The sequence below is a fragment of the Mycobacterium sp. genome (genome assembly GCF_051006775.1).
In the GTDB taxonomy this organism is placed as follows: domain Bacteria; phylum Actinomycetota; class Actinomycetes; order Mycobacteriales; family Mycobacteriaceae; genus Mycobacterium.
In genome coordinates this window covers 1-15,355 of record NZ_JBPCSX010000162.1, presented here as the reverse complement: position 1 = coordinate 15,355, position 15,355 = coordinate 1, and the positions used below count along the sequence as shown (strand labels likewise).

The 15,355-nt window shown below is 66.8% G+C and carries 14 protein-coding genes and 1 other RNA gene; 10 read left to right on the top strand and 5 right to left on the bottom strand.

All coding sequences use genetic code 11. The annotated features are described in order from the left end of the window. Positions 1-58: 58 nt before the first annotated feature. The 4 genes from ffs to ACR2JI_RS11675 all read left to right on the top strand — a co-directional run bounded on the left by ffs (position 59) and on the right by ACR2JI_RS11675 (position 3,989). Positions 59-153: signal recognition particle sRNA small type (gene ffs / locus ACR2JI_RS11690), an RNA gene on the top strand. A 32-nt stretch (positions 154-185) separates the two neighbouring features. Further along, the gene (locus tag ACR2JI_RS11685) at positions 186-1,460 is read left to right on the top strand and encodes an aspartate aminotransferase type Ic (RefSeq protein WP_526390237.1); all 1,275 of its coding nucleotides are present in this window, start codon (positions 186-188) and stop codon (positions 1,458-1,460) included. A gap of 146 nt (positions 1,461-1,606) precedes the next feature. Next, a complete protein-coding gene (locus ACR2JI_RS11680; RefSeq protein ID WP_526390236.1) occupies positions 1,607-3,505 on the top strand; it encodes a DNA polymerase III subunits gamma/tau in 1,899 nt (632 codons plus the stop codon). A gap of 40 nt (positions 3,506-3,545) precedes the next feature. Continuing rightward, positions 3,546-3,989, top strand: a complete 444-nt coding sequence (locus ACR2JI_RS11675) for an SRPBCC family protein (RefSeq protein WP_526390235.1) — start codon at positions 3,546-3,548, stop codon at positions 3,987-3,989. Positions 3,990-3,996: 7 nt separating this feature from the next. On the opposite strand, the gene ACR2JI_RS11670 is transcribed toward ACR2JI_RS11675, so the two are convergent. After that, positions 3,997-4,743: an Rv3717 family N-acetylmuramoyl-L-alanine amidase gene (locus tag ACR2JI_RS11670; protein WP_526390242.1), complete on the bottom strand. Its 747-nt coding sequence runs from the start codon at positions 4,741-4,743 to the stop codon at positions 3,997-3,999. 207 nt (positions 4,744-4,950) lie between these two features. On the opposite strand from ACR2JI_RS11670, the gene ACR2JI_RS11665 reads away from it, so the two are divergent. Both ACR2JI_RS11665 and recR read left to right on the top strand, forming a co-directional pair. After that, positions 4,951-5,274: a YbaB/EbfC family nucleoid-associated protein gene (locus tag ACR2JI_RS11665; protein ID WP_526390241.1), complete on the top strand. Its 324-nt coding sequence runs from the start codon at positions 4,951-4,953 to the stop codon at positions 5,272-5,274. Between the two features lie 12 nt (positions 5,275-5,286). After that, on the top strand, positions 5,287-5,898 hold the full coding sequence (gene recR / locus ACR2JI_RS11660; RefSeq protein ID WP_526390234.1) for a recombination mediator RecR: 612 nt from the start codon (positions 5,287-5,289) through the stop codon (positions 5,896-5,898). Positions 5,899-5,918: 20 nt separating this feature from the next. On the opposite strand, the gene ACR2JI_RS11655 is transcribed toward recR, so the two are convergent. Further along, entirely contained in the window at positions 5,919-6,632 is a 714-nt protein-coding gene (locus tag ACR2JI_RS11655; RefSeq protein ID WP_526390233.1) for a type 1 glutamine amidotransferase, read from the bottom strand. Continuing rightward, positions 6,625-7,854 (bottom strand): MurT ligase domain-containing protein, encoded by a 1,230-nt coding sequence (locus ACR2JI_RS11650; protein ID WP_526390240.1) that lies wholly within the window; start codon positions 7,852-7,854, stop codon positions 6,625-6,627. Before ACR2JI_RS11650 ends, ACR2JI_RS11655 begins: the two co-directional genes overlap by 8 nt. A 107-nt stretch (positions 7,855-7,961) precedes the next feature. On the opposite strand from ACR2JI_RS11650, the gene ACR2JI_RS11645 reads away from it, so the two are divergent. Beyond that, entirely contained in the window at positions 7,962-8,951 is a 990-nt protein-coding gene (locus ACR2JI_RS11645) for a DEDDh family exonuclease (RefSeq protein ID WP_526390232.1), read from the top strand. Between the two features lie 12 nt (positions 8,952-8,963). Here the strand turns inward: ACR2JI_RS11645 and leuA are convergent, their stop codons facing one another. After that, positions 8,964-10,727, bottom strand: a complete 1,764-nt coding sequence (gene leuA / locus ACR2JI_RS11640; RefSeq protein WP_526390239.1) for a 2-isopropylmalate synthase — start codon at positions 10,725-10,727, stop codon at positions 8,964-8,966. A 361-nt stretch (positions 10,728-11,088) separates the two neighbouring features. Between leuA and ACR2JI_RS11635 the strand changes: the two genes are divergently transcribed. From ACR2JI_RS11635 to ACR2JI_RS11625, 3 genes are all read left to right on the top strand, one after another. Then, a complete protein-coding gene (locus ACR2JI_RS11635; protein ID WP_526390231.1) occupies positions 11,089-12,354 on the top strand; it encodes an aspartate kinase in 1,266 nt (421 codons plus the stop codon). Positions 12,355-12,476: 122 nt separating this feature from the next. After that, on the top strand, positions 12,477-13,469 hold the full coding sequence (locus tag ACR2JI_RS11630) for an aspartate-semialdehyde dehydrogenase (RefSeq protein WP_526390238.1): 993 nt from the start codon (positions 12,477-12,479) through the stop codon (positions 13,467-13,469). 89 nt (positions 13,470-13,558) lie between these two features. Continuing rightward, complete coding sequence (locus ACR2JI_RS11625) at positions 13,559-13,951, top strand: hypothetical protein (RefSeq protein WP_526390230.1); 393 nt, start codon at positions 13,559-13,561, stop codon at positions 13,949-13,951. A 41-nt stretch (positions 13,952-13,992) separates the two neighbouring features. Here the strand turns inward: ACR2JI_RS11625 and ACR2JI_RS11620 are convergent. Next, a partial coding sequence (locus ACR2JI_RS11620; RefSeq protein WP_526390229.1) for a glutamate-cysteine ligase family protein occupies positions 13,993-15,355 on the bottom strand: 1,363 nt, incomplete at its 5' end.

Here is a 15,355-nt window from a genome sequence, read left to right as displayed (position 1 = left end):
GCGGCTGTCCCCTGTTTCGGCTGGTTGTCCGGGGCACCCCCGCGGGTACTAGACTCGCCGTGGACCCCGCGCGGCGTCCAACCTGTGAACTCCCCCAGGGTCGGAAGGCAGCAAGGGTCAACGGGCTCTGGCGGGTGCGCGGGGTCCCCCTCGTCGGGGCAGGACGAATCAGTGAAAGGCGCGCGGTGTCGTTTCAGTCCATGAGCCGTGACGAACTTCAAGCTCGCCACGAACTGCAGCAGCGCGAGTACAGCGACCTGCAGGCCAAGAAGCTCGCGTTGGATCTGACCCGCGGCAAGCCGTCGAGCGAGCAACTGGACCTGTCCAACGCGTTGCTGGCGCTGCCCGGAGATGGCCAGTTCCGTGATGACGAAGGCACCGACACCCGCAACTACGGCGGACAGAACGGCCTGCCCGGACTGCGGGCGGTCTTCGGTGAGCTGTTGGGCATTCCGGTCGCCAACTTGATCGCGGGCAATAACGCGAGCCTGGAATTCATGCACGACGTGGTCGTGTTCTCGATGTTGCACGGTGGCGTGGACTCGCCGCGACCGTGGGTCGCCGAACCGGTGGTGAAATTCCTCTGCCCGTCGCCCGGCTACGACAGGCACTTCGGGATCGCCGAAAATCTCGGCATCGAGATGATCACCGTCCCCATGCGGGAGGACGGCCCGGACGTCGACGTGATCGAGGAACTGGTCGCCGGTGATCGGGCGATCAAGGGGATGTGGTGCGTCCCGGTGTTCTCCAACCCGACCGGTGCCGTCTACTCCTGGGAGGTGGTCCGGCGGCTGGTCCAGATGGACACCGCCGCAAGCGATTTCCGGCTCTTCTGGGATAACGCCTACCCTGTCCACACCCTGACTGCGGATTTTCCCCGACAGATCGATGTCCTGGGTCTGGCGGCTGCGGCCGGTCATCCCAACCGGCCGTATGTGTTCACCTCCACCTCGAAGATCACCTTCGCGGGAGCGGGCGTGAGTTTCTTCGGTGGCTCGCTGGGCAACATCTCCTGGTATCTGCAGCACGCAGGGAAGAAGTCCATCGGACCGGACAAGGTCAACCAGCTGCGGCACCTGAAGTTCCTGCGCGATGCCGAGGGTGTTCGCGCGCACATGCGCCGCCATCAGCAGTTGCTCGCGCCCAAATTCGAGCTTGCCCTCGAGATCCTGGACCGGCGGCTGTCGGACTCCAAGATCGCATCCTGGACCGAGCCCAAGGGGGGCTACTTCATCAGCCTCGATGTCCTTCCCGGCACCGCCAAGCGCACCGTCGCACTGGCCAAGGACGCCGGTATTGCGGTCACCGAGGCGGGCGCGTCGTTCCCGTACCGGAAAGACCCCGAGGACAAGAACATCCGCATCGCGCCGAGTTTCCCGACGCTTCCCGACCTGGCCGACGCCATCGACGGACTGTCGACCTGCGCGCTGCTGGCGGCCACCGAATCGCTGTTGGCGTGACCAATGTCGCGACCCCGGCGCCGCATCCCGGCGAGGGTGCGCATGCGGTTCGCCCCTGCGGCGTGTCGACGTACCGACACGCACGCTCACGGCAGGGACCTACCCTGCGGTTCTGCACCGTCAGTCCCGCTGGGTAGCCTGCTGACGTGGCCCTCTACCGCAAGTACCGACCGGCGACATTCGCCGAGGTGGTCGGCCAGGAGCATGTCACCGAACCGTTGTCGACCGCCTTGTCGGCCGGCCGGATCAACCACGCCTATCTGTTCTCCGGACCGCGGGGCTGTGGCAAGACCTCCTCAGCCCGCATCCTCGCCCGCTCGCTGAACTGCGAGCAGGGCCCCACCCCCGCGCCGTGCGGGGTGTGCGACTCGTGCCTGGCACTGGCACCCAACGGCGGCGGGTCGGTCGACGTCGTGGAGATGGACGCGGCCAGCCACGGCGGTGTGGACGACACCCGCGAGCTGCGGGATCGGGCGTTCTACGCACCCGCGCAATCGCGCTACCGGATCTTCATCATCGACGAAGCCCATATGGTCACCACGGCTGGTTTCAATGCGCTGCTGAAAATCGTCGAGGAGCCGCCAGAGCACCTCATCTTCGTGTTCGCCACCACCGAGCCGGAAAAGGTGCTGCCCACCATCCGCTCGCGTACCCATCACTACCCGTTCCGGCTGCTGGCGCCGCGCACCATGCGGGGGCTCATCGAGAAGATCCTGGAGTCCGAACACGTCGAGGTCGACGACGTGGTGTTCCCGTTGGTCATCCGGGCCGGCGGCGGTTCACCGCGCGACACCTTGAGCGTCCTGGATCAGCTAATCGCCGGCGCGCAGGACAACCGAGTTCACTATCAGCGGGCGCTGGCACTGCTGGGCGCCACCGACGTCGGACTGATCGACGACGCGGTCGACGCACTGGCTGCCGGGGACGCCGCCGCGCTGTTCGGTGCGGTGGAGTCGCTGATCGACGCCGGCCATGACCCGCGCCGATTCGCCACCGATCTACTGGAGCGGTTCCGGGATCTCATTGTGCTGCAGGCGGTTCCGGACGCGGCGAGCCGCGGTGTGGTTGACGCGCCGGGCGATGTCCTGGAGCGGATGCGTGATCAGGCCGAGCGCGTCGGACCGGCGACACTGGCCCGCTACGCCGAGGTTGTGCACGCCGGGTTGGGCGAGATGCGCGGGGCCACCGCGCCGCGACTGCTGCTCGAGGTGGTCTGCGCCCGGCTGCTCCTGCCCTCGGCGAGCGACACTGAGTCCGCGCTGCTGCAGCGTGTCGAACGGATCGAGACCCGGCTGGACATCTCCATCCCCACCGATGAGGCCGCTGCGTCGGCGCATTCCTCGGCACCCTCCAAGCAGTACGTCCGCAAGACACAGGCTCCTCCGCCGGTGGCTGCCCCGGCGCCGGCACCGGTTGTGCCCGAGTCGGCAGCACCCGCCGCGCCGGAACCCGCAGCCGCGAAACCCGAACCGGCACAGCCGGAACCGGCCGTCGCTGAGCGGCCCGCACCGAAGCCGGAACCTGAGCCTGAGCCGGGACACCAGCCCGAGGACCAGCCCGTCGCGCCGGCTCCGGCACCGTCGTCGACCGAATTCGCCGAACCTGACGCGGGGGCGGTTCGCAGCATGTGGTCGACCGTGCGGGACAAGGTTCGTGAGCGCAGCCGAACCATCGAGGTGATGCTTGCCGGGGCCATGGTTCGGGCCGTGGAGGGTGACACGTTGATCCTGAGCCACGACTCCGCCCCCTTGGCCAAGCGGCTCGGCGAAATGCACAACGCCGAGGTGATCCGCGAGGCGCTCAAGGATGCCCTCGGGGTGAACTGGCGGGTGCAGTTCGAGGCGGGTGCGCGGGAATCGGTGGCTGAACCCGAACCGGTGCGTGAAGCCGTGCCGGATCAGGCCGAGGCGGTCCGGGCCGAGGAGGACGAACTGATCGCCGAAGCGGTCCGCGATGACGTTGACCCCGCACCACGCCGCGATCCCGAGGAAGCCGCACTCGAGCTACTGCAGAGCGAGCTCGGAGCTCGAAAGATCGAGGGCTGAGGACCCCCTCGGCCGCGCCACGACAACGCGAGGAGCACTCATGGGACAGGTCAGCGCATCCAGCACGATCCTGATCGATGCCGAACCGGCCGCGGTTCTCGGCGCGATCGCCGACTACGAGGCCGTGCGGCCGAAGATCCTCTCGTCGCACTACAGCGAGTACAAGGTTCTGCAGGGTGGTCAGGGCAGGGGCACCGTGGCCGCCTGGAGGCTGCAGGCCACCGATTCCCGGTCCCGTCAGGTGCAGGCCGACGTCGATGTCGCCGGCCACACCGTCATCGAGAAGGACGCCAACTCCTCGCTGATGACCAACTGGACCGTCGCCCCGGCCGGGCCGGCGGGCTCAAGTGTCACGGTGAAGACGACCTGGAGCGGCGCCGGCGGGGTCAAAGGCTTCTTCGAGAAGACCTTCGCCCCGTTGGGGCTGCGCAAGATTCAGGATGAGGTGCTGGGCAACCTCAAGCGGGAGATCGAAAAGAGCTGACCGGGTCCTAGGCGGTGCGCGCCGGCTGGGTCTGCAGGAACGCCACGATTCCCTTCACCACGGCGTCGGCGTATTTCCTCTGACCGTCATCGCTCTGCATCAACATCGAGTCCAACGGGTTCTTCATGTTCCCGCATTCGATGAGGATCGACGGATACTGCGCCAGGTTCAGTCCGGCGATGTCGGAGCGCGGGTTGAGGCCGGCGCTGCCGAGATAGGTCGACGGCGGGATGCCGGAACCTGCCATCTGGTCACGCATGATGCGGGCGAACTGGACCGACGGGCCGGCCTGCGCCGCATTGAGCGGCGGGCTGGAATACAGGATGTGGAAGCCGCGGCCGGTCGCCGGACCGCCGTCTCCGTGGATCGACACTACGGCGTTGGGCGCCAGCGAATTGGCCATCGCGGCCCGCTCGTCCACACAGGGCCCGACCTGATCGTCGTTACCGCGGGACATCGCGGTGCGAATACCCAGGGCATCGAGTCCCTGCCGGATCAGCAGGACGGTATTCCAGTTGAAGGTGTGCTCGGGGAAGCCGCCGTCGGTGGCGGTGCCGCTGGTCTGGCAGTCCTTGGTCCCGCCGCGGCCGGTGGGCACCTGCCGGGTCATCGAGGCGTCATTGGCTCCGTTGTGGCCGGGGTCGAGGAAGACGATCATTCCGGCGACACTGCCCGGCGCGGCGTGCGCGACGGCGGAGGCGGGTGAGAACGCTGCGAGCAGCACTGCGGCCGAGGTTGCTGCCACGACACGCATGGGGGCGAACTTGAGCACGGGCGTCACCGTAATCCCTCGACGTCTAGGCTTGGAAGTCAGCGGCGGCCGAATTGTCAGGCCGCAATGACATCGAGACCATTACGCAAGGAGACCGTCATGCAACCCGGTATTCCACCGAGCATGGGGCCAGGCAGTCAGCCGGCGAACCCGGCCGATCTGGAGAACTTCCTCAAGCAGGCCGAGGAGATGCGTCAGCAGGTGGTGCCCAATCTGCAGGCCGCTCTGGCCCAGGCCCAGCAGATGCAGCAGAAGTTGCAGGAGGCCCAGCAGGAGATCGCCCAGACCGAGGTACAGGGTCAGGCCGGCGGGGGACTGGTGACGGTAACCCTCAACGGGCACGGTCAGGTCAACTCGGTGCAGATCGATCCCAAGGTCGTCGACCCCACCGATGTGGAGACGTTGCAGGACCTGATCGTCGGCGCACTGGCCGACGCCGCCGAGACCATGCGTGAGACGGTCAAGACAATCCTGGGTCCGCTGGCGGCCGCTGCGCCGCCGCCGGGTGCCTGACGCCGGACCGCCATGTTTGAGGGGCCCGTCCAGGATCTGATCGACGAACTCGGCAAGCTGCCGGGTATCGGGCCTAAGAGCGCGCAGCGGATCGCCTTCCACCTTCTCTCGGTGGAGCCGCCGGATATCGACCGGTTGACCGCCGCGCTCACCCGGGTGCGCGACGGTGTGCAGTTCTGCGAGGTGTGCGGAAACGTCTCCGAGGCGCAGCGGTGCCGCATCTGCAGCGACGCCCGCCGCGACGCCTCACAGGTGTGTGTCGTCGAGGAGCCCAAGGATGTTCAGGCTGTCGAGCGCACCCGGGAGTTCCGGGGGCGCTATCACGTGCTGGGCGGCGCACTGGATCCGTTGTCCGGCGTCGGCCCCGATCAGTTGCGAATCCGCCAGCTGCTCAACAGGATCGGTGAGCGGGTCGACGGGGTCGATGTCACCGAGGTGATCATCGCGACCGACCCCAATACCGAGGGCGAGGCGACCGCCACCTACCTGCTGCGCATTCTTCGCGATATCCCCGGTCTGACCGTCAGCCGAATAGCGTCCGGTCTCCCGATGGGCGGCGATTTGGAGTTCGCCGACGAACTGACGCTCGGCAGGGCCCTGTCGGGCCGCCGTTCGATGGTCTAGTTCGGCGCCGGCGGCGGCCGTCACATCCGGCGCGGGGCCGCGAGGCGTTCCCGGCGAAGCTGATCGACCTCGGGAAGTTTCAACGCAGGCAGTGCACCCACCACCCGCGACAGCAGCAGGTCGGCCAGTTCCGGGTTGCGGGCCAGGCATGGGCCGTGCAGGTAGGTCGCGATCACGCTGCCCTGCACTGCGCCGTCGACGCCGTCGCCCAGCCGATTACCCGCACCCTTGATGACCGCGGCCAGTGGGCGGGCCTCGGGTCCGAGAACCGTCCCGCCGCGGTGGTTCTCGAAGCCGGTCAGCGGTTCACTCAGACCCTCCACCAACGGGGTGGAGACCACCTCGCCGATGGTCCTCTGCGCCTGCGGTGAGGTGGTCACGTCGAGTAGGCCCACACCTTCCACCCGCTCCCCGGCCGCCGTTTCGTACCAGTGACCCAAAACCTGGATGGCGGCGCAGATCGCCAGCACCGGTGCCCCGCGCGCGGCGGCACGTTGCAGTCCCTGGTGCTGCAGCAGATGTTTGGTGGCCAGGCGTTGCGCATAATCCTCGGCGCCACCGAGGGTGTAGAGGTCCAGCGAGTCGGGTACCGGGTCGGCCAGGGTGATCTCGATGATCTCCGCGGGGATGTCGCGCAGCCGTAACCGCTCTCGCAACACCACGGCATTGCCGCCGTCGCCGTAGGTCCCCATCACGTCCGGCAGCACCAGGCCGATCCGCACCGGCTCAGTCATGGCGTTTCCCGAGAGCCCGTTGCAGTTGCAGGAAGGCCGTGTAGTTGGCGACCACCTCCACCTGCCCTGCCGGGCAGGACTCGATGGCCGAGATGGTGTCGTGTACCAGGGAATGCTCGACCCCCGCGTATCCCAGACGCACCGCCAGATCGGTCCCACGCTCACCGGCGGCCACCACCGATGTGCCCTCGAAATCCTCGAAGCGCACATCCCACAGCCAGGACAGATCCTCACCGTCGGGAACCTGGCCGTTGACCGAGATGACCACGCCGGCAGCTGTTTTGTCCACCATCGACAACGCTTCCTGCCAGCCCGCCGGATTCTTGGCCAGCAGTAGTCGGGCGTCGTGTTCGCCGACGCGAACGGTGCGGTAGCGTCCGGCAACCTCGTCGACTGCCGACACCGCGGCCACCGCAGCAACCGGGTCGGCGCCCATCGCCACCGCCGCCGCCACCGCCTGTGCAGCATTGCCGCGGTTCACTGCGCCGGGCAGCGAAAGTCGCATCGGGATTACGAGATCGTCTGGCCCGTAAAGCTTTTGGGCGTCGTACCACCACTGAGGAGTGGGCCTGCGAAAGTCGGTTCCGGTGGAGTACCACTGGGACTGATCGCGAACGATGACTTCGCCGCTGCGCGGGCAGCTCACCGAGTCATTCGCCCATCCGCCGCCGGCGGCCACCCACACCACATTCGGACAGTCATAGGCCGCCGAGGTCATCAGGACGTCATCACAGTTGGCCACCACCACCGCGTTCGGATGGCGGGCCAAACCGGCGCGCAGGGTGCGCTCGATGTGGTTGATCTCCCCGACCCGGTCCAACTGATCACGGGAGAGGTTCAGCAGCACGATGACGGTCGGTTCGACCGCGTCGGCGACATGGGGGACATGCATCTCGTCGACCTCAAGGGCTGCCAAACGCGCCTGGCGGTCGGCGGCCAGTGCGGCGACCAGTCCGGCGTCCATATTGGCGCCCTCACCGTTGGTGGCGACGGGCCCCACCGTGGACAGTGCCGCGGCCACCATCCGGGTGGTGGTCGACTTTCCATTGGTGCCGGTGATGACGGCGGTGCGCCGCCCGGCGCCCAATTGGCGCAGTACAGAGCGGTCGAGGGTCATCGCTACCAGGCCGCCGATCATGGCGCCGGCGCCGCGGCCGCTGACCCGGGAGGCCCACCGCGCGGCAGAACCGAGGCCCAGTGCGGCCCGTCCTCGCATCGTCATCGTCCGCCCGGCCATCGCAGGTGAGTTTATGCCCCGCGGTCCCCGGCCTGCCCGACACGGATCCGATGTGCCGTTCACTGTCGGGGGTGCGTGCCATTCTGACGGTTGTGAGCCAAACCTGGGGCCGCCCGGCCGGCGATGCGGGCGATGGCTGGGTGGTCGTGGACGTGGAGACCTCCGGCTTCCATCCGCGGCATGCGCGGGTTCTCAGCGTGGCTGCGCTGGCACTGGACCCGGACGGCAATGTCGAGAACTCGGTGGTCAGTCTGGTCAATCCCGGTGTGGATCCCGGGCCCACCCACGTGCACGGCATCACCACCGAGATGCTCGAGGATCAACCGACTTTCGCCGATATCGCGCCGGCCCTGGCAGAGTTGATGCACGGCCGCACACTGGTGGCGCACAACGCGCAGTTCGACTACTCGTTCCTGACCGCCGAGGCCGAGCTGGCCGACGCCACCCTGCCTGTCGACACCGTGATGTGCACGGTGGAATTGAGCCGGCGTCTGGACCTTGGTCTGGAGAATCTGCGGTTGGAGACGCTGGCCCGGCATTGGGATGTCCCGCAGACCCGCGCCCATGACGCTTTCGACGACGCACTGGTGCTGTCCCGGGTTTTGATGCCTGCGCTCGAACGTGCCCGCGAGCGCGATCTGTGGCTGCCGATCCGTCCGGTGGGCCGACGACGCTGGCCCAACGGCGCGGTCACCCACGACGAACTCAAGCCGCTCAAGCAACTGGCCCTCCGGATGCCGTGCCCGTATCTCAACCCCGGCCGCTATCGGCGCGGCGGACAATTGGTGCAGGGCATGCGGGTGGCGCTGTCGGCCGAGGTCGGCCGCACTCACGAGGAACTGGTCGAGCGCATCCTGCATGCCGGTCTGGCGTACACCGATGCCGTCGACTCTGCGACCTCGCTGGTGATCTGCAACGAGCCGCTACCCGAGCACGGTAAGGGCTACCAGGCACGCGAACTCGGCGTGCCCATCGTCTCCGACGAACAGTTCATGAACAGCGTGGCCGCCGTCACCGGTGGCGTCGGTGTCGAGGCCTTCGTGCAGTCGGTGGACCAGGGCCAGCAGTTCGCGTTGTTCTAGACCTGCCGGTAATCAGCCCTGCCGCGCAGCCCTGTTCACCGCTGAGACCACCGCGCGCAGCGACGCCGTGGTGATCGACGTCGCGATGCCCACACCCCAGACTGTGCGGCCGTCGATCGACGCCTCGACGAAAGCAGCGGCTGCGGCTTCCTGGCCGGCCGACATGGCGTGCTCGGAGTAATCCAGCACGTTCACCCGGATACCCACCCCACCCAGCGCGTCGACGAATGCGGCCAGCGGACCGTTGCCTTCGCCGCGGATCTCGGTCTCGACTCCGTCGATCTTCACCGTCGCCTCGATGACGTCAATGCCGCCGTCGACTTCGGAGCCGATCACTCGTTGGCGGATGCGCTCCAGTGGCCGCGTCGCGCTCAGGTACTCGTCAGCGAAGGCGTCCCACATCTCCTTGCTGGAGATCTCGCCGCCTTCGCCGTCGGTGATCTTCTGGATCACCTGGCTGAACTCGATCTGCAACCGGCGCGGCAGCATCAGACCGTGGTCGGCCTTCATGATGTAGGCGACACCGCCCTTGCCGGACTGCGAGTTCACCCGGATGACCGCCTCGTAGGTGCGGCCGACGTCCTTGGGATCGATCGGCAGATACGGCACCTGCCAGACGATGTCCTCGACGTCGGCGTCAGCCTCGTCGGCGGCGATCTTCATCGCGTCCAGGCCCTTGTTGATGGCGTCCTGATGGCTGCCGGAGAACGCGGTGTAGACCAGATCGCCGCCATAGGGATGGCGCTCGGGTACCGCGAGCTGATTGCAGTGCTCGACGGTTCGGCGGATCTCGTCGATATTGGAGAAATCGATCTGTGGATCCACACCGCGGGAGAACATGTTGAGCCCCAGTGTCACCAGGCACACGTTGCCGGTGCGCTCGCCATTTCCGAACAGGCATCCCTCGATCCGGTCCGCACCGGCCTGGTAGCCCAATTCCGCTGCTGCAACGGCAGTTCCGCGGTCGTTGTGCGGGTGCAGGCTCAGGATGATGGAGTCGCGCCGGTTCAGGTTTCGGCTCATCCACTCGATGGAATCGGCGTAGATGTTCGGGGTGGCCATCTCGACGGTGGCGGGCAGGTTGACGATCAACGGCCAGTCCGGTGTGGGACTGATGACGTCGGAGACCGCGTCGACGACATGCTTGGCGTACTCCAACTCGGTGCCGGTATAGGACTCCGGTGAGTACTCGTAACGCCACCGGGTGCCGGGGTATTTGGCGGCCTCCTCCAGGCACTTGCGCGCACCGTCGGTGGCGATCGCGGTGATCTCGTCGCGGTCGGCGCGAAACACCACTCGTCGCTGCAGGATCGAGGTGGAGTTGTAGAAGTGGACGATCACGTTCGGTGCCCCGGCACAGGCCTGGAAGGTCCGCTCGATCAGCTCAGGCCGGCACTGCACCAGCGCCTGGATGGTGACGTCTTCGGGGATGGCGCCCTGCTCGATGATCTCGCGGACGAAGTCATAGTCGGTCTGGCTGGCGGAGGGGAAACCGACCTCGATTTCCTTGTAGCCCATCTTCACCAGCAGCTCGAACATCCGGCGCTTGCGCGCCGGGCTCATCGGGTCGATCAGGGCCTGATTGCCGTCGCGAAGATCGACCCCGCACCACATCGGGGCGTGCGTGATGACCTTGTCGGGCCAGGTCCGGTCGGGCAGGTCGATTCGCTCGACCTCATCGGCGAATGAACGGTAGCGATTCACCGGCATCGCCGAGTTGCGCTGGGTGTTCCAGGCCGGCTGTCCATCCCAGCGGCCGCCGGCCGGAGTTGTGATGGTGCGGGCCGAGACGTAGGCGTCGACGGCGTCGACCGAGTCGAATCCTGATTCGGAATGGGAGTGCGGATGGTTGGTCACGATTGGGCTCCGGAAGTTGAAGAGGGACTTCAGACCGGCGCATCGCGAAGACCCGCGACGGGAAGCCGGTCTGGATCAGACCCCGCCGCGGCGCCCGAGGAGGAGCACACGCTGCACGAAGATCACTCTACTCCGGTTGGTTCACCAGGCACACTCGCGTTGGCGACCGCCACTGCGCGGCCGTCCCATCCGGCGGGGGACCGAGGTGGTGCGGGCGGGAAGAGCATGCCGGCCCACCCCTTATCCTTAAATGCAACCCCCGGCCTGGAAAGGGCAAACAGTGGCGCTCGTCGTGCAGAAATACGGCGGATCCTCGGTGGCCGATGCCGAGCGGATCCGTCGGGTCGCTGAGCGCATCGTCGAAACGAAGCGCCAGGGCAACGACGTGGTCGTGGTGGTCTCGGCGATGGGTGACACCACCGACGAACTTCTCGACCTCGCCCGCGCGGTGTGCCCGTCGCCCCCGCCTCGCGAGCTGGACATGCTGCTGACCGCGGGCGAGCGGATCTCCAACGCGCTCGTCGCGATGGCCATCGAGTCGCTCGGCGCCAGCGCCCGCTCGTTCACCGGCTCACAGGCCGGTGTCATCACCACCGGAACACACGGCAACGCCAAGATCATCGACGTCACGCCCGGCCGGCTGCGGGCGGCGCTCGACGAGGGGCAGATCGTCCTGGTCGCCGGCTTCCAGGGGGTGAGCCAGGACAGCAAGGACGTCACCACCCTCGGCCGGGGCGGCTCGGACACCACGGCGGTAGCGCTCGCCGCGGCACTGCACGCCGACGTCTGCGAGATTTACACCGATGTGGACGGAATCTTCACCGCCGATCCCCGCATCGTGCCGAACGCCCGGCGCCTGGACACCGTCACCTTCGAGGAGATGCTCGAGATGGCGGCCTGCGGAGCCAAGGTGCTGATGCTGCGCTGTGTCGAATACGCCCGCCGTTACCACGTTCCGATCCACGTCCGTTCGTCGTACTCCGACAAGCCGGGCACGATCGTTACCGGATCTATCGAGGACATGCCAATGGAAGACGCCATCCTGACCGGAGTTGCCCACGACCGCAGCGAGTCGAAGGTCACCGTCGTCGGTGTGCCCGACGTTCCGGGCTACGCAGCCAAGGTGTTCCGAGCGGTCGCCGACGCCGATGTCAACATCGACATGGTGCTGCAGAACATCTCGAAGGTCGAAGAGGGTAAGACCGACATCACCTTCACCTGTGCGCGCGACTCGGCGCCTGTCGCGGTGGCCAAACTCAGCTCGCTGCAGAGCGAAATCGGTTTCACCAAGGTGCTTTTCGATGATCACATCGGGAAGGTTTCGCTGGTCGGCGCCGGCATGCGCAGCCATCCGGGCGTGACGGCGACGTTCTGCGAATCGCTGGCTCGGGTCGGCATCAACATCGACCTGATCTCCACCTCGGAGATCAGAATCTCGGTGCTGATCAAGGACTCCGAACTCGATAAGGCTGTCGCCGCGCTGCATGAGGCCTTCAACCTCGGCGGTGACGAGGAAGCCGTTGTCTACGGCGGGACGGGCCGCTAACGATGGTCAGCATCGGAGGGCAGGAGCGCAGCGACCGGGGAATCAGCATCGGAGGGCAGGAGCGCAGCGACCGGGGAATCAGTATCGGAGTGGTGGGAGCCACCGGTCAGGTCGGCCAGGTGATGCGAACCCTGTTGGAGCAGCGTGACTTTCCGGCCAGCAGCGTGCGGTTCTTCGCGTCGGCTCGCTCGGCGGGCCGCACGTTGCCGTATCGCGGCGGCGAGATCACCGTCGAGGACGCCGAGACTGCCGACCCGACCGGGTTGGACATCGCGCTGTTCTCTGCGGGAGCGACCATGTCGCGGGTGCAGGCTCCGCGGTTCGCCGCCGCCGGTGTCACCGTCATCGACAACTCCTCGGCCTGGCGCAAGGACGCCGACATCCCACTGGTGGTCAGCGAGGTCAACTTCGACCGTGATGTCCGCAACGCCGTCCTGAAGAAGGGCATCATCGCCAATCCGAACTGCACGACGATGGCGGCCATGCCGGTGCTCAAGGTTTTGCACGACGAGGCCGGACTGGTGCGGATGATCGCATCGACCTATCAGGCGGTCTCCGGTAGTGGCATCGCGGGCGTGGAGGAGTTGGCCGCCCAGGCCCGTGCGGTGATCGACGGTGTCGAGCATCTGGTGCACCACGGTGATTCGCTGAGCTTCCCGGCGCCGAACAAATACGCCGCACCCATCGCGTTCAACGTGATCCCATTGGCCGGCTCACTGGTCGACGATGGTTCAGGCGAGACCGATGAGGACCAGAAGCTGCGTAGCGAGAGCCGCAAGATTCTCGGCATCCCCGATCTTGCCGTCAGTGGGACCTGTGTCCGGGTACCGGTCTTCACCGGCCACTCATTGTCGATCAATGCCGAGTTCTCGCGGCCGATTTCACCCGAGCGTGCCACCGAGCTGTTGCGCGTCGCCCCCGGCGTGGAGGTCGTCGATGTTCCGACGCCGCTGGCCGCCGCCGGCGCCGACGTCTCCCTCGTCGGCCGCATCCGGCGCGACCCAGGGGTGCCCGACGGCCGTGGTCTGGCGTTGTTCATCTCAGGGGACAATCTCCGCAAGGGTGCGGCGCTGAACACCATTCAGATCGCTGAACTACTGGCCGCTGGGCTGTGATCTCCGGATACTGTCCCGGGGAGTCATTCACAGCTGCCTCATAGCTGGCGCCTACTGGGCGCACTGCGCAGCGGGTCAGGATGGTCATCATGACCGAAACAACCGAATCCTCAGAGCAACCCTCAATCGTCCCCGACGCACGTGTACGCGAGACCGTCGTCGACCGTCGGCCCAGCAAGCTCAATCAGGTGGCAGCCTGGGTGGCGATCGTCGCCGGCATCGTCTTCATCGTCGGGTCGGTGTTCTTCACCGGCTTCTTCCTCGGCCGCCACAGCGGCCACGGCGGCGGCTGGCAGCATCACCGCGGCACCGAGATGGATTTCCGTGGCGGCCCGCCGATGATGCAGATGGGCCCCGGCATGGGGCCGGGCATGGGTCCCCGGATGGGCCCCGGCGCGGGTCCTGACCGCGACGAGCGCCCCGGCCCGGCGCAGCCGCCCGCCCCGCCGGCCCCGCAGGCTCCGCCCGCACCGCGCCCGTAAACACAGCCACCGGTGCACACCGGGACTAGGGACCTAGGGACCTAGGCCCAGGTGTGCACCGGTGAGTTGCTGTGCATGAGATCGGTGTAGCGGCGCAGCATCTCGGCCAGTGCCTCGGGCCTGGCCAGCCCCTGATCCTCCAGTCGGGTGACCGTCTGGACCTGCCACACCGCACCATTGCGCCCCGTTTTGGCCCGGCCCTCGATCACGCCCAGATAGCGGTCACGCACATCAGCGGCGACCTTCCAGCGACGCAGACCCTCGTCGGCCATCGGCAGCAGGTGCCGCAGCACCAGCTCATCGGCGGTCACCTCGCCCAGCCCCGGCCAATACATCCGGGCCGCTATCCCATATCGGGCACCTGCGAGGAAATTGTCATGTGCCGCAGTAAAACTCATCTTGGTCCACAGCGGACGCTCGTCGTCGGCGATAGTGCGCAGCAGCCCGTAATAGAACGCCGAGTTCGCCATCATGTCCACCACCGTCGGTCCTGCCGGCAGCACCCGGTTCTCCACCCGCAGATGCGGGCGGCCGTTCGCCACGTCGTACACCGGCCGGTTCCACCGGTACACCGTGCCGTTGTGCAGCCGCAGTTCCTGCAGTTTCGGAGTGCGGCCGGCAGCGAGTTCAGCGACGGGGTCCTCAGCGGAGAGCTCGGGCAGCAGCGATGGAAAGTAGCGCACGTTCTCTTCGAACAGGTCGAAGATCGAGGTGATCCAGCGCTCCCCGAACCAGACCCGGGGCCGCACGCCCTGTGTCTTGAGTTCGTCGGGTCGGGTGTCGGTCGCCTGCGCGAAGAGTTCGATACGGGTCTCGGCCCAGAGTTGACGGCCGAAGAAGTAGGGCGAGTTGGCGCCCAGCGCCAGCTGCGGGCCGGCCAGTACCTGCGCGGCATTCCAGTTGTTGGCGAACTCCGCGGGAGAGACCTGGAGGTGTAGTTGCATACTCGTGCACGCCGACTCCGGCGCAATGGATTCCGCGTGCATGCTCAGGTGCTCGACGCCGGTGATGTCGATCGGGATGTCTTCGCCGCGTGCGGTGAAGATCGAGTCGTTGAGCGCCTGGTAGCGCAGTGACGGGCTCATCCAGCTTCCGGTGAGGTGCTCGGGCATCAGGGTCGGCAGGATGCCGATCATGACGATGTGAGCGCCGTCGGTATTGGCCTTGATCTCTGCTGCGTTGAGGCTTCTGCGAACTTCGCCCTCAAGTTCCAGTGCGGTGCGGCCGGGCAGTGGGCGCGGGGGAACGTTGAATTCAATGTTGTAGGCGCCCAGTTCGGTCTGATAAGCCGGGTCGGCGATAGCGGCCAGTACCTCCTGGTTGGACATCGCCGGCTGATAGGCGGCGTCGACCAGGTTGCACTCGATCTCCATGCCGGTCAGCGGCCGGTCGAACTCGAAACTG

Excerpts from the sequence above, each read along its gene's own strand:
- ACR2JI_RS11675 (WP_526390235.1), top strand. The coding sequence starts at position 3,546 with ATGGGACAGGTCAGCGCATCCAGCACGATCCTGATCGATGCCGAACCG.
- ACR2JI_RS11670 (WP_526390242.1), bottom strand. The coding sequence starts at position 4,743 with ATGCGTGTCGTGGCAGCAACCTCGGCCGCAGTGCTGCTCGCAGCGTTC.
- ACR2JI_RS11665 (WP_526390241.1), top strand. The coding sequence starts at position 4,951 with ATGCGTCAGCAGGTGGTGCCCAATCTGCAGGCCGCTCTGGCCCAGGCC.
- recR (WP_526390234.1), top strand. The coding sequence starts at position 5,287 with ATGTTTGAGGGGCCCGTCCAGGATCTGATCGACGAACTCGGCAAGCTG.
- ACR2JI_RS11655 (WP_526390233.1), bottom strand. The coding sequence starts at position 6,632 with ATGACTGAGCCGGTGCGGATCGGCCTGGTGCTGCCGGACGTGATGGGG.
- ACR2JI_RS11650 (WP_526390240.1), bottom strand. The coding sequence starts at position 7,854 with ATGACGATGCGAGGACGGGCCGCACTGGGCCTCGGTTCTGCCGCGCGG.
- ACR2JI_RS11630 (WP_526390238.1), top strand. The coding sequence starts at position 12,477 with ATGCGAACCCTGTTGGAGCAGCGTGACTTTCCGGCCAGCAGCGTGCGG.
- ACR2JI_RS11625 (WP_526390230.1), top strand. The coding sequence starts at position 13,559 with ATGACCGAAACAACCGAATCCTCAGAGCAACCCTCAATCGTCCCCGAC.